The organism is Myxococcus sp. MH1 (assembly GCF_059738865.1).
Genome location: NZ_AP026947.1, coordinates 9,365,646 through 9,379,724, shown reverse-complemented (window position 1 = coordinate 9,379,724; position 14,079 = coordinate 9,365,646). Strand labels below are relative to the sequence as shown.

Here is a 14,079-nt window from a genome sequence, read left to right as displayed (position 1 = left end):
CGTCAGCGCTCCGAGCGGACCTCGCGCGCCGCCGCATCCGGGAGCGCGGGGTCCTCCGGCTCGTACACGATGTGGCAGCGGTCCAGCTTCGGCCCGCAGGCGTGGTCCAGGTCCGCGCGCGTGTCGCAGCCGGGACGCTCCTCGCAGGTGTCCGGCAGGAACGCCCAGACGAACTGGAGCACGTTGCCCCGGCGCCCCTCGGGCAGCGCGGCGAGGAAGTCCTCGCGCCAGGTCTCGAACAGCTTCGCCAGGTACACCGTGTCGCGGTCCAGGCGCACGTGGCGCTTGTCGCCCACGAACCGGCGGCTGGCCTCGTTGAGCTGCGCGTCGAGGAACTCGGGCTGGAAGTGGGTGCTGTCCATGCGAGGCCCGCCGCGCGTGGCCTGGAACAGCGCCAGGTGGATGCGCGGGTCGGCGTACTCCCGGGCGAGGATGCGGTGGTGCAGCGACCACAGCGTCATGCGCTTGCCGCCCACCGGCCACGAGCGCCCCCAATAGAAGCGCCCGAGCAGCGGCCCGTGCACGCTCTCCAGATAGGGATACCCATCCACCACCTGCTGGAGCACCAGCGCGTGGTAGGCATTGAGCCAGAAGGCCAGCGCGTCCTCCGACGTCGGGAAGACGTCCGGACGGTTGTGCGGCGAGAACGACGCCAGCGATTCGACGAACCGGTCCAGCTCCGCGCGCTCGCGGCCGATGGAGGAGAAGTCCACATCCCCATCCGCGCGCACGTGCCGGAGCACCTTCTCGTAGCCCTGATAGTGGAAGGGCTCCGACGCGGACGGGACGGAGGCCGGCAGCAGGCCCTGCACATACAGCGCGGCCAGGGCGACCAGCATGCTCGCGACGGCGAACACCACGGCGGGCACCAGGAGGCGGCGGCGGGAGGGCAGGGGAGCGTCCACGGGAGCGCGCAGCATAGACCAGTGCCGCGCCGTCCCGCGTCCGTCCGCCGCTCCGTCGCCCAGGCCGCGGGCGAGGCAGCGGCCCCTGTCGTGCCGAGGACGGTGGCCGCCCTCCAGCCCCACGCGGGCTCCGGATGGGCCCGTCCCCGCCCAGCCCGGTGACGCACCCCGGCGTGCCTACTGTTTAATTGGGGATTGTTGCTTTCTCGCGTCTTGAGACAGAGTGCCCTCCGGAATCAAAGGGAGGGAGTCAGCTTTGTCCATACGTGTGGGTCTCGCCCGCGGGGTGTGTCTCGCGGTCCTGCTCTGTGGCGCCGGAGCGTTCGCTCAAGGCGTCTCGGTCATCACCGGCACCATCACCAGCGCGGAGGACAAGAAGGCGCTGGGGGACGCGGTGGTGACGGCCACCTCGCCGAAGCTGCAGGGTGAGCGGGTGGTGGTCTCGGATGCGAGCGGCCTGTATCGCATCCCGCAGCTGCCGCCGGGCACGTACACGCTGCGCGTGGAGCGCGAGGGCTTCGAGCCCTTCGTGCGTCCGGACATCGTGCTGCGGCTGGACCGCACCATCCGGGTGAACATCCAGTTGTTGCCCTCGGCGTTCGGCGAGGAGATCTCCATCAGCGCGGCGCCCACGCTGGACGTGGGCTCGAGCACGCAGGGCATGAGCGTGGACGCGGACTTCCTGCGCAACGTGGCCGTCATCCGGCCGGGCAGCAAGGGCTCCGCGTCGCGCTCGTTCGAGTCGCTGGCGGAGCTGGCGCCGGGCGCGGTGGAGGACCGCTACGGCGTGAGCGTCAGCGGCAGCAGCTCCCCGGAGAGCCAGTACGTGGTGGATGGCCTGTCGGTGAACGACCCGGGCGTGGGCACGCTGGGCACGCCGCTGTCGGTGGAGTTCGTCCAGGAGGTCAACGTCATCACCGGCGGCTACATGCCCGAGTACGGCCGCTCCACGGGCGGCGTGCTCAACGTCGTCACCAAGTCGGGCTCCAACGAGTTCCACGGCTCGGTGTTCGCGAACATGGCGCCGGGGGCGCTGCAACGCGACGGCCCCTGGGTGCGACAGGAGGGCTCCGTCATCTCCGCGCAAGGCCAGCCCTGGAACCAGGGCGACTTCGGCTTCGATTTCGGCGGCCCCATCCTCAAGGACAGGCTCTGGTTCTACGCGGGCGTGGCGCCGTCGTTCAATCGCATCCGCGTGGACCGGCAGCTCAGCCGGCTGGAGTACTGTGGTCCCGACAATCCGAGCTGCGGCGGACCGAACGATCGCGACAAGGACCCGGAGACGGGCTTCGGGCTGGTGACGCCCATCGAGGGCACTCGCACCACGCGCTTCGCGGACGAGCGCTCGCTCCAGTACATGACCAAGCTGACGTACCTCTTCAATCCGGACCACAACTTGTCGGTGTCGGTGTTCGGCACGCCGCGCTCCTCGGGAGGCGCGGGCAAGTTCTCCTATAGCGATGACGGTGACCCGGAGGTGTGCACGGGCCTTGCCTGCACCGGCTTCGTGCAGGGGTCCTACGAATCCATCGCCACGCGGCGCAGCAACGGCGTGATGGACATCGTCGCCAAGCAGTCCTCGTCCTTCTTCGGCAAGACGCTCCTGGTCGACGCGACGGCCGGTTGGCACCACCAGGCGGACAGCATCCTGCCGTCGGATGGCTCGGGCCTCTTGTCCCCCACGGGCCTGGCCGCGGAGCCGAACGTCTCCTGGCGCCGTACGAGCAATCCCGGCCCGCGCTCCATCACCGACTTCGAGACGCTGCCGGACCCGTCTGTCTGTGGCACCACGCCGGAGGAACAGCGGCTCTACTGTCCCGTCAGGACCTACTCCACCGGGGGGCCTGGCACCATCAGCGAGCAGGAACTGGACCGCTTCCAGGGCAAGGTGATGGGCACCCTCCTGGTCCAGGCACTCGGCCACCACATCATCAAGGCGGGCTTCGACGCGGAGCGGATGAGCTTCTACAACCACCGCGCGCGCACGGGCGGCGCCCCCTGGCAGGAGTGCGCCAACGGCCGCTGCTTCTTCACGCTCAACCAGTACGGCTATCTCGAGGGGCCGGACCAGCCGGTGTTCCTGGCGAGCAAGGAGGGCACGTCCACGTCGGTGACGATGGGCGGCTTCATCCAGGACAGTTGGTCCATCCTGGACAAGGTGACGCTCAACGCGGGCCTGCGCTACGACGTGCAGACCATCCGGGGGCTGGACGACAAGGTGGGCCTGCACCTGCCCAACCAGTGGTCGCCGCGCGTGGGGCTCATCTACGACTTCACCCAGCAGGGCCGCTCGAAGCTGTTCGTCAACTTCGCGCGCTTCTTCGAGAACGTGCCGTTGGATTTGGCGGACCTGTCCTTCCCGCAGCAGCAGCTCCTGTCCGCCACGTACGGTGCGGAGAACTGCATGCCGAGCGACCGGGAGTCACGGCTCACGGGCTGCATGGCGCCGGGCAACCGTCAGACCATCGGCAGCCGGGAGGGGCCGAACCAGCGCTGGGACGCGCAGGGTGGAGACCGCGTGCCGGTGGACCCGAACATCCGCGCGCAGTCCGCGGACGAAATCATGGTGGGTGGTGAGTACGAGGTGCTGCTCGGCCGCTTCGGCCTGACGTACACGCGGCGCGTGCTCAACGACGTCATCGAGGACATGAGCCGCGATGACGGCAACACCTTCTTCCTGGGCAACCCGGGCAAGGGGTTCTCGACGGACTTCCCCGAGGCGAAGCGCCACTACGACGCGGTGAACCTGTACTACCAGAAGGCGTTCACCGACGGCTGGCTGGCCCAGGCCAGCTACACGTGGTCCAAGCTGCGCGGCAACTACTCGGGTCTGTTCCGCGCGGACACCGGCCAGTTGTCGCCCAACCTCACGCGCGACTTCGACCTGGTGTCGCTGACCACCAACCGCGACGGTCCGCTGCCCGGGGACCGCACGCACTCGTTCAAGGCGTTCGGTGCGCGGGAGTTCAACCTGACGCGCACGACGAGCCTGAACGTGGGTGGTGGCTATCGGAGCCGCTCGGGCACGCCGCTCAACTACCTGGGCGCGCATCCTCGGCGCAGCGGCTCGGAGACGTTCATCCTGCCGCGAGGCAGCGCGGGTCGGCTGCCGTGGGTGCACAACATCGATACCCGCGTGAGCGTGAACCAGAAGCTGAGTGGCGACTACGTGCTGAGCATGTCGCTGGACGTGTTCAACGTCTTCAACTTCCAGCAGTACACGGCGGTGGACCAGACGCTGACGAATACGCGGGTCTACGCCATCGAGCAGGGGGGCAAGCCCGCGGACCTGTCGGCGTGCCTCGTCGCCAACAACCCGGACTGCAAGGTCATCTCGACGGCGACGAACCTGCCCATCGTCCCCGCGGACATCAACCCCAACTTCAAGCGTCCCACGGCCTACCAGGCGCCGCGCTCCGTGCGGCTGGGCGCGAAGCTGACCTTCTAGGCGCTCGCCATGAAAGGACATCTGCCAATGATTCGTGGAATGGGATGGAGCGCGCTGGCGGCGCTGGTGCTCGCGGGCTGTGGGGTGGAGGACCCGGAGGCGCAGTGTGTGGTGGCCCGGGCCGTGACGGATGGTTCCATCGGCTCGTTCGCCACGGTGTACACGCTGCTGCCGGGACAGAACCCCGACCTGCAGTGCGCGCGGTTGGCGCCGGAGGCGGTGGGGATGCAGAAGTACTTCAGCCAGGACCCCAAGGCGCCGGACACGGTGGCGCTGCGCAGCGCGCGGATGGGGAAGCTGCTGGTGGACTTCAAGGACCGGCCGGACCTGGATGCGTCGCACACGCCGTACTCGGTGGGGCCGTTGGCCAGCGAGGGGCCGGGGGCGGACAATTTCTGCGACGTGCCGCAGTTGTCGACGACGCGTCTGGAGGTGCCGGCGACGGACACGCTGCCCGCGCAGAGCTTCGCGTACGAGTGGTCCAACCTGCGCATCTACAACACGCCGGGCATTCCGGGGACGCAGTTCAAGGCGGACCTGCGCTACTCGGAGAACGGGTGCACGGCGACGTATCAGGCCAAGGGCATCTGGCCGGTGGTGAGCTGCGCCACCGCGGGCAAGCCGGACGACGTGAAGTGCGACCCGTACCCGGACTTCGAGGCGGGCCGCCTGCGTGGCTCGGGTATCAATCCCGTGTTCCCGGTGAAGTGTGACCCCGTCGCGCTCATCTGCGTGCTCACGGGGGAAGTGCCGTCCGACGAGACGCCCTGAGCGAGCGTCGAGCCCCTTCCCGCTTCTGTGGATTGAAGCGGGGAGGGGGCGTGGCTCCTTGCGCGGCGGCCTGCGCGGAAGGGGCGCTGGTGAGTGAGTGTCAGGCGAGCTGACGCCGCGTGCGTCGAGTCCGTCCTGCTCCGTGCGTTGGCGCGAGCTGCAAGAGCCTCTCCGCGAGAAGACGCCCCGAGGGCCGAGTCCCTTCCTGCGCTGTACGTCGCTGCAAGCGGAAGGGGCGCGCCGGTGAGCGGCCTTCAGGCGAGAGATGCCGGGCTCGGTCTCGCCGAGTCCAGGCTCGCTCGGGACAGTCGAACGGGTGGGACTTCCCCCTGCTCCTACTGGAGTGGGGTGGACTTCTGGTCCACGCCCGACACGCGGCGCCACTGCGCGAGGCTGCGGGTCTCCTCGGGGTCGGCCTTGAAGGTGCCCTCGGCGGCGTACTGGTTGCCGTCCATCTTCAGGCCGGGGCGGTGCTTGCCCAGTCGCACCAGGTGCCGACCCTGGATGGAGTTGCCGCGCACGGTGAGGTTCTCGCTGGGCGCGCCGTTGGAGCCCAGCCCGAGCATCATCCCGAAGCCCTCCGTGTCGGAGATGGTGTTGCCCACCACCGTCACGTCGCGCGAGTTCTCCACGCGGATGCCCGCGCCGTCGCTGCCGCCGCTCTGGGTGATGCCCTTGATGGTGTTGCCGCGCACCACGACGTTGGCGGGGCTGGGCTGGTTCCCCTCGCGCGAGCCGCCCACCGCGATGCCGCGTCCCGCGTCGGAGATGCGGTTGCCCTCGATGCGCACGTTCCGCGCGGAGAAGTGGACGACGACGGCCTCGCCCGCCGACGTGGGAGACTTGCGGAAGCCGTACATCGTGTTGTCACGGATGACGACGTCGTGGCACGTCTTGATGTCCACGGCGTTCTCGTCGTTGTCGTGGAGTTGGTTGCCCTCGATGACCACGTTGCGCGCGGGCGCCTGACCCTTGCGGTCCGGCAGCAGGCACTGCACCGAGTCGCCCGAGTTCCCGTGGATGTCATTGCCGCGCACGGTGATGTTCCGCGACGTGGCCTGGATGACCACGCCGTGCGAGTCGCCCTTGGGCGCCCGGCGGAAATCGTGGATGTGGTTGTTCTCGATGAGCACGTCGCGCGCGCCACCGTGCGTCGCGACGCCGGCGCCCAGCGTGCCGTGGTGGATGTGGCAGCCGGTGAGCACCGCGCCGGTGGTGTCGCCCTCGAAGAGGACGGCGAAGCGCGGCTGCCCGCGCACGTCGATCTCGAAGCCCTCGATGACCCAGTGGGGCTTTCGCACCTGCACCAGCGTGCCGCCACGCGCCGTCGGAATGATGCGGGGCTTGCCCTCGCCCAGCAGCGTGATGGGCGCGTTCGGCTTGCCGGCCTTCACGGCGGGGCCATCGATGAAGACGCCCTCGGCGTACTCACCTGCCTGGACGCGGATGACCTCGCCGGGACCCGCGTTGCGCACCGCGCGGCCGATGGTCCGGAACGGGGCGCGCTTCGTCCCCGCGGCCATGTCGTTGCCCGAGGGGCTCACGTACCACTCGCGGGTGAAGCGGCGGGGACGCGGGGAGGAGGCCTTCGCGACGCTCTCCTGGCTGCCCTGCTCCCGGGCACTCGGGGGCTCTGCCGCCCATGCGGGCGTCGTGGCCCACATGGCGCAGGCAAGGCCCCATCCCAGTGTTCGCTGGCCGACCCTCATCCCCATCCCCTTCCGCACGAGACCGTCCCCAAGGTGCGCACGATGGCGCCCTGGGGAAGCGGGGCGAGGTGGGAGTTGTGCGCCCTGGCGAGCGAGGCGCCGGGACGGAGGACTCCAGGAGCGACGAACGGTCCTCGGAGCCCTCCGCCAGGGGGCTCAGGGAGGCGCGGGCGTCTTGAACTCGGGGATGAGCTCGCCGGTGAGGCGGATGCTCTTGAGCACAGCCTCGTGGGTGAGGGCGCCCACCTGGTGGAAGGACATCAGCGCGTCGATGCCCAGGGCCTCGTAGCGCTTGAGGCCCTGGCGCACCTGGTCCTTCGTCCCGACGATGAGCGAGTCCTGGGCGCTCAGCACCTCCCAGACCTGCTCATCGGGCACGGCCTCGCCGGACATGATGCGGCCGAGGATGCGCTGGGCCTGGGACTGGGGTGCGTTGGGGTCCTTGCGTCGCAGGTACTGGCCCGTGAGCCCGCCGCCAGCGGGGTCCTTGGCGAGCGCCTCCAGCTCCGCGGCGGATTTGACGAAGTGGTCCTTGGCCTCGAAGAACGTGAAGGAGCCGCTGGTGTACCAGGCGGCGGCCTTCGCGGCGCCGTTCTGCATCGCCTCGCGCTCGGTGTCAGCGCAGTGCACGAAGGTGAAGAAGGCCACCTGGTCGTTCACGAAGTCGCCGACGGGCTCACAGCGGGTCCGCAGCGCTTCGCGGTAGAGGTGGATCATCTCCGCGACTTCTTCGGGGGAGGCCCACAGCGTCACGCCGAGCGCGCCGACGCCGTTGCGTCCGGCCTGCTCGAAGGACGCGGGGCTGGAGCACGCCTGCCACAGCGGCGGGTGCGGCTTGCGGAAGGGCTTGGGGATGACGTTGATGTCCTTGACGCGGAAGTCCGGTGAGTCCCAGGAGAACTTCTCCTGGGTCCACAGCTTCGGAATCATCTGGAAGGCCTGCTGCATCTGCGAGCGGGTGGCGTCGGGCTCGATGTTGAAGACGCGCCACTCGGGGATGGTGCTGCGGGCCATGCCGAGCTGGAAGCGGCCGCCGCTCAGGTGGTCGAGGAACGCGGAGCGCTCGGCGATGCGGATGGGGTGGTTGAAGCGCGCGGGCGCGAGCGCCGCCGAGTGGCCCACATGGATGTTCTGGGTGCCCATCGCGATGGCGGTGAGCATGACCTCGGGTGCGGAGCTGTAGCTGAACTCCACCGCGGTGTGGTGCTCCACCTGCCACCAGACGCCGTAGCCCATCTCGTCCGCGAGCCGAGCCTGCTCCAGCGTCTCACGGATGATTTGATGCTCGTGGTCCGCGCCAGTCCACCGCTCCTTCGGGTGCTGCATCTCCGAGAAGATGTCGAGTCTCATGTCGGGTCCTCCCCCTGTAGACCTCGGGTTGCGGAAGACTGTAGCACCGTGGGTGAAGCAATCCGTTCCCCTGGCCCAATCCTTGTCAGGGGGAGGGCCTGGGTTGACATCCATTGTTTGTTTCGGCGGAGGGGCCCGCAAGCGCCGGTTCCTCGTGATGGACGTGCGGGCACCCGGAGCCGAGGAGTCAAGACGCCGCGCGGCCACCGATTTCCGGGAAGCGCGCATAGGCGCGCTGGAGCGCGTCCAGATGAGCGGGGTCGTCCAGGTCGAGCGGCGCCTCCGTGAGCTGTACGACCCAGCCCCCTGTCGCCGTGCGTCGAGCCCGTGAGAGCAGCTCCGCGTCACGGGCGGGGTCCGGGAACCCGATGGCCTGTGCGGCGGCGGAGGACCAATAGTTCAGCCACCCGAGGTGACGTGGCGTCTCAGGTGAATGGATGTCCCATGGCATCTTCAACGCGGGCAGTCCGAGTGGCGGCTTGCTGGGGCCGTATCTCTTCGGGCCGGTCTGGTCCGCGATGACCTCCATGATGGCCCCCGGTGCCACGAGGCCCCACAGCGCCCGGATGCCCTCTGCCACTTGCTCCAACACATCCGCAGCTGCCGCGAGAGCGACCGTGTCCTGCGGTAGCTTCGCATGAACCTGAAGCTGGGGCTGGCCTCCTGGACTCTCACTGGCGAGTTGTTGCCGCCCTACAACCGTCACCGGGTAGCGCTCGTCCCCGTTGCAAACAAGAGGAAACTCTCCGCGTGCGGCTGCCTCGGCGAGCCATGCGTCGCGCTTGGGTATCGCGATGAGCTGACCTTTATTTGAAACCTGCCACGTCATGCTCAGGCCGGGGAACGCCCGCTCCAAGCCGTGGACGGCAGCGAGCGGACGGCCATCGTTCTCACTGAGCGCAGATGCATAGAGGTTCAGAATGAGGCGGTTTCGAGTGCTCATCGCGTGCACCCCGTCACGACAATGTCAAAGGTGTCGTCTGCCATCTTCAGTTCAGCTTTGTGCGTAACGGTGCTGACGCCAATGACGAAGTCATAGCCACAAGTCCGTGCGATACTCCGCGCATCCTTGAACTCTCTTATCTGGTCTTCGATGACCCGTTCCCGGAGGAAGTCACTGTACGTGTCGAACTGGTAGGTCTTGATTTCCCATAGGACACGCGCACCGACTTGAAGCGCATCGAAGCGCTTGCCACCCACCAGCACGTCCATTCCAGGATATCGGTTGGGCGGAAACCTATCGGCGCACTCGTCATGGGCGGCATCCTCGCCCGCGTGCGGCACCGGGACGGGCTTGCAGTCCGGGCGGCGCTCACTCGCCACTGGCTCGGTCGGTCCTGGAGGAAACCAGTCCTGCCCTGATGGCTTGGGCTTTCGGTCTGCCGCAGGCTTCTTGATGGGCTGCGTCTGGACCTCTGGCCGCGCGCTCGCACGGGATGCCCGCCGATACGCAGCCAACTCCTCGCTGATGGCGGCTGCCACCACGACCGCACCTGCGACAATCACGGCCCCGACGATGATTTCGGGCGCAATCAGAACGCAGACGCCCAAGCCAAGTGCGGCGGCTCCCGCGGAGGCGACCGAGCATCGTCCCGTGACATCACGAAACTCGAGCCGGTCATGGTCGAGCGAATGGAAGCACCGCTCCACCAGCACGGCCCATTCGTTGGAGGCCTCCCGCACCACACAGCGCCCGTCATCCACCCACGGCAGAGTCGCCGCTCTCTGGAGGTTGGCGACCCTGGAGTCTTGGGCCGCTGAGCCTCGTGTGTTCGACTCTGTCGTCGCGCAGGCCGAGAGTAGCAGCAGAAGTGCGGCGCAGGCGCGGAGTCGCATGGTCACGTCCGTTCAATCAGGCCGGGCTGTCGCGGGTCAAGAAGGGCCAACCGCGTCCGAGCGGGGACAGCGCCGCGCGGCCACTTCAGGCATTCTCCCGCGCATGGCGCAGCCACCTCCCTTCCGGACCTACGCGAAGATGCCCGCGGCGGGCGAGCCGAAGTCGGTCCCCAGTCCCGGCGGCCCGTGGATCGCACTGGAGAAGGTCCATGGCGCGCAGCTCGTCATCGCCGTGCGTGAGGGACAGGCGTGGTTCGGCAAACGCAAGGCGTGGCTGACCGAGGAGGAGTCCTTCTTCGGATGGCAGCTCGTCCGAGCACAGCTGGGCCACGCCGCCGAGCAGATGGCCCAGGCGCTGGGGGCGGCCACCAGCACGTTGTACTTCTACGGAGAGCTCTTCGGCGGGCACTATCCGCATCCCCAGGTGCCACCCGTGCCGGGCCTGTCCGCCGTGCAGACGGGCATCTGGTATGCGCCAGACCTTCGCTGGTCTCCGTTCGACGTCCTGCTCGCGCGAGATGATGAAGACGAGGGCGTCTTGCTGGCCCACCCGGAGCTGGAGGCCGCGGCGAGGGACGCGGGGCTCATGACGCCTCCCGTGCTTCGCAGGGGAACCCGCGGCGACATGGACAGCGTCCCCACCCGGTTTCCGACGCGGGTCCCCGGCCTGTTGGGGTTGCCGACGCTCGCCGACAACGTGGCGGAGGGGCTGGTCATCAAGAGCGAACTGCGCGTCTCCCCGAGCGCGCGTGCCTCCGTCAAACGGAAGATCGACGAGTTCAGCGAGGGCCGCTTCGACGAGAGCGAGGCGTGGAGTCCGCACCAGCCCCTCTCTGTGGAGACGCTCGTGGACTGGTCCTTGAGATTGGTCAACCCCGCGCGAATCGCCAGCGCCATCTCCAAGTGTGGACGCGACCACGTCGACGCCCTGCTCGACGAAGTGGTCCTCGACGTGCGCGTGGACCTGGAGCTGGCGTTCCCGCTTGCCTATCGCTCGCTCGATGTCGCGGCGGAGGAACTCCTCTCGTCTCGGATTCGCGAGCGAGCCCGTGTGCTCATCCAAGCTGCGCTGGTGCCTCACGGTGTGTGACGACAAATGGACAGCATCCCGCCATCTTCAATCGGCCTCCCATTTTCTTCTGTCGCCGTGAATACACACAGTCTTCAATTTTGCGTGGGCAAGTAATTATTGATTTCCAGGCAACTCGTTCCTGAGCGGCAGGAAAACCCATTCGTCACACATCACCGAATGGGTTTCCCCTCACCCCTGGAGCGACATGAGAAGACAATTCCTGGCACTCACCGTGCTGACGCTGGCTGCGACCAGCGCCGCCGCGGCGGACCGCATGAATCCGACGGACCTGCGCCGCGTGACGAAGGCGCGTGAGCACCTCGTCCCCGCCGTCGCGAAGGAGTTCGGACCCAAGGCCCGGTTCGTCCACCTCTTCGGGCAGGGCAAGGGAGTGCTGGCCGGCGTCGTCGCGGAGATTCCCGCCGACGCCCTGGGCACGGACGAGCTGCCGCTGCTGGCCATCGTCCAGTATGACGAAACCACGGGCGCGGTGCGCGTGGTGGGCCGTGAGTTCAAGTACCGCGAGGCCCGCACGGTAGGCCCCGAGGTGGCGCTGCTGGATGGCGAGGGCAATCTGCACCTGCGCGACGCCAACGGCCGCGAGCGTCTGCTGGCGCAAGGCGTGGGCGGGGACCTGTTCCCCACGGCGAAGGGCGACGCCCTGGTGGCCACACTGGCGATGTCCCGTGGGCGCAAGCACGAGACCTCCGTGGGCCTCATCGACCTGAAGGGCCGCGTGAAGGTGCTGGCGGATGGGCCCGGCGTGGACGCGACGCCCAGCATCTCTCCGGATGGACGGACCGTGGTCTTCGTCTCCGGCCGCACCACCGTCGCATCGTTCTACGTGACGGACGTGGACGGCGCGGCGCCCAGGCAGCTCACCAACCTCGGGATGGACAGCACGATGCTGTATGGCGGCCCGCCCAAGGGCTTCGTGCCACCGCCCGTCTCCAGTCATCACATGACGTGGTTGAGCGACGACGTGCTCCGCTACAACGCGGGTGGCGGCGAGTTCTGGAAGCTGAACGTGCGGACGGGCGAGGCCTCCGCGGACCTGGGCGGTGAGAAATGAGTCGCGCGATTCGGCAACTGCTCATGCTGGCGCTGTGTGTCCTTCCAGCCCTGGCCTCCGCGCAGACGATGTTCCGCTTCCCCGCGTCGCAGCTCGCGGACCAGTGCGGCAACGGCGGCTGTACCGTGAGCGCGTACAAGGATTACGGCGGTCGGGACTACGCCTGTGGGGGTGTGCGCTACAGCGGCCACACGGGCACGGACTACGCGCTGGTCGGCGGGTTCAGCAAGATGGACTACGGCGTCTGGGCGATGAATGCCGCGCGGGGCTACATCGAGTCCAACGTGGATGGGTATTACGACCGGTGCAACTACTGGAACCAGTCCAACCCCTACGCCGCCTGTGGCCTCTACACGGCCAACTACATCATCATGCGGCACCCGGATAACACCCAGACCTGGTACTGGCACCTGAAGGCCTATACGCAGCAGTTCGCCCGGGGCACGTCGCTCGACTGCGCCTACTGGATTGCGCGGGTGGGCTCGTCCGGGGCCTCCACGGGGCCGCACCTGCACTTCGAATACTGGGTGCCGGGCTACGGCACGGATGACCCGTATGCGGGTTCCTGCGGCACTCCATACACGCGTTGGACCTCACAGGGCGCGTACCGGGGCCTGCCGGGAATCGCCTGTCAGTAGCTCACGCTTCCATCGCCGGCGTGGTGGGTTGGGATTGCCCGCCACGCCTGGCGTAGGATGAGGCGTGCACTCTCCAAGATGGCTCCTCCTGGTTGCCCTGACGTTCGCCTGCGTCGCCTCCGCGGCAAGCCCCGCTCCCAGCTACCGGACCCGGGCCATCGAGGGCTGGACGGTTCGCATCGATGACCGCCTGCTGTCAGCGGCGAACAAGCCCCTGACGGACAAGGCCCTGGTGCTCCTGGGGGCGCAGCTCAAGGAGGTCGTCCGGCTCATCCCCGCGGGGCCCGTGGCGCAGCTCCGCAAGGTGACGCTGTGGCTGTCGCCGCCCTATCCCGACGCGCCGGATGCGGCCCGGTACCATGCTGGCAGGGTCTGGCTGGGCCAGCCCGGTCGCAACATGGCGATGCTGAAGGGCATCGAGTTCTCGAACGTCCTCATCTTCGAGAAGGAAACCAGGCGGATGCCGCTCTTCGTGCTCCACGAGCTCGCCCACGCCTATTACGACCAGGTGCTCCACCAGCACGCCGACATCCGGGCCGCCTATGCGCGCGCGGTGGCAAGCAAGAACTACGAATGCGTGGAGCGTCGGCGTGCGTCCGACAAGCCCATCACGTTCGAGCGTGCGTATGCCATCCTCGACGACTGGGAGTACTTCTCGGAGACCTCGGAGGCGTTCTTCGGCCGCAACGACTACTTCCCATTCACGCGTGAAGAGCTGGCCAGTCACGACCCGGGCATGCTCATGCTGCTCGAGCGGATGTGGCAGATGCCCACGACCACGGCCACGCCTCCCGCCACGCCACCTCCGTCCGCCGACTTCGATGCGCGTTGCTACTACCGGCTGACGACCCTGTGGCAGGGCGAGGGCATGTCGCTGGACATCCTCGGGGATGGCAAGGACGACAACGTGCCCATCCTCGCCAGGTCGGCGGAGCTCACGGGTCAGAAGTGGAAGGTGACGCCGGAGGCCAACGGCTACTACCGGTTGACGACCCAGTGGCGTGGGGCCGACCTGTCCCTTGCCAGCACCGCCGACAATCGCCCCCTGCTCGTCAAGACCGCGGATGTTCCGGAGCAGCGGTGGAAGTTGATTCCGGAGCCCAACGGCATCTATCGGCTGACCACCCAGGCGCAGGGTGATGCGCAGTCCCTGGGCATCCTCAATGACAGCAAGGAGAACAACATCTCCGTCCTCTCCAAGACGACCTGCAATGACTCGGCACAGTTGTGGAAGGTGACCTCCGAGTGGCCCGTGAAAGAGGCGCTGTGAGCGACGCC

General features: G+C 67.9%; 11 protein-coding genes. 6 read left to right on the top strand and 5 right to left on the bottom strand.

Annotated features, from left to right (window positions below):
• Positions 1-2: 2 nt before the first annotated feature.
• On the bottom strand, positions 3-920 hold the full coding sequence (locus AC6JA9_RS37005) for a DUF547 domain-containing protein (protein WP_497958561.1): 918 nt from the start codon (positions 918-920) through the stop codon (positions 3-5).
• A gap of 241 nt (positions 921-1,161) precedes the next feature.
• Between AC6JA9_RS37005 and AC6JA9_RS37000 the strand changes: the two genes are divergently transcribed.
• Entirely contained in the window at positions 1,162-4,353 is a 3,192-nt protein-coding gene (locus tag AC6JA9_RS37000; RefSeq protein ID WP_255652914.1) for a TonB-dependent receptor, read from the top strand.
• 27 nt (positions 4,354-4,380) lie between these two features.
• Entirely contained in the window at positions 4,381-5,124 is a 744-nt protein-coding gene (locus AC6JA9_RS36995) for a hypothetical protein (protein WP_223747009.1), read from the top strand.
• Positions 5,125-5,459: 335 nt separating this feature from the next.
• On the opposite strand, the gene AC6JA9_RS36990 is transcribed toward AC6JA9_RS36995, so the two are convergent.
• The 4 genes from AC6JA9_RS36990 to AC6JA9_RS36975 form a co-directional block, all read right to left on the bottom strand.
• Entirely contained in the window at positions 5,460-6,668 is a 1,209-nt protein-coding gene (locus AC6JA9_RS36990; protein WP_483578796.1) for a right-handed parallel beta-helix repeat-containing protein, read from the bottom strand.
• A 321-nt stretch (positions 6,669-6,989) separates the two neighbouring features.
• On the bottom strand, positions 6,990-8,183 hold the full coding sequence (locus AC6JA9_RS36985; RefSeq protein WP_267699362.1) for an LLM class flavin-dependent oxidoreductase: 1,194 nt from the start codon (positions 8,181-8,183) through the stop codon (positions 6,990-6,992).
• A 187-nt stretch (positions 8,184-8,370) separates the two neighbouring features.
• Positions 8,371-9,126 carry a DUF5953 family protein gene (locus tag AC6JA9_RS36980; protein WP_223747012.1) on the bottom strand — a complete coding sequence of 252 codons (756 nt, stop codon included), beginning with the start codon at positions 9,124-9,126 and terminating at the stop codon, positions 8,371-8,373.
• Entirely contained in the window at positions 9,123-10,019 is an 897-nt protein-coding gene (locus AC6JA9_RS36975; RefSeq protein ID WP_408889064.1) for a DUF6310 domain-containing protein, read from the bottom strand. Before AC6JA9_RS36975 ends, AC6JA9_RS36980 begins: the two co-directional genes overlap by 4 nt.
• Before the next feature lie 103 nt (positions 10,020-10,122).
• On the opposite strand from AC6JA9_RS36975, the gene AC6JA9_RS36970 reads away from it, so the two are divergent.
• The 4 genes from AC6JA9_RS36970 (at position 10,123) to AC6JA9_RS36955 (ending at position 14,071) form a co-directional block, all read left to right on the top strand.
• Positions 10,123-11,109, top strand: a complete 987-nt coding sequence (locus AC6JA9_RS36970; protein WP_408889065.1) for an RNA ligase family protein — start codon at positions 10,123-10,125, stop codon at positions 11,107-11,109.
• Between the two features lie 187 nt (positions 11,110-11,296).
• The gene (locus tag AC6JA9_RS36965; RefSeq protein ID WP_497958560.1) at positions 11,297-12,163 is read left to right on the top strand and encodes a TolB family protein; all 867 of its coding nucleotides are present in this window, start codon (positions 11,297-11,299) and stop codon (positions 12,161-12,163) included.
• A complete protein-coding gene (locus AC6JA9_RS36960; RefSeq protein WP_141332012.1) occupies positions 12,160-12,801 on the top strand; it encodes a M23 family metallopeptidase in 642 nt (213 codons plus the stop codon). Before AC6JA9_RS36965 ends, AC6JA9_RS36960 begins: the two co-directional genes overlap by 4 nt.
• A 64-nt stretch (positions 12,802-12,865) precedes the next feature.
• The gene (locus tag AC6JA9_RS36955) at positions 12,866-14,071 is read left to right on the top strand and encodes an RICIN domain-containing protein (RefSeq protein WP_223747017.1); all 1,206 of its coding nucleotides are present in this window, start codon (positions 12,866-12,868) and stop codon (positions 14,069-14,071) included.
• Positions 14,072-14,079: the final 8 nt, after the last annotated feature.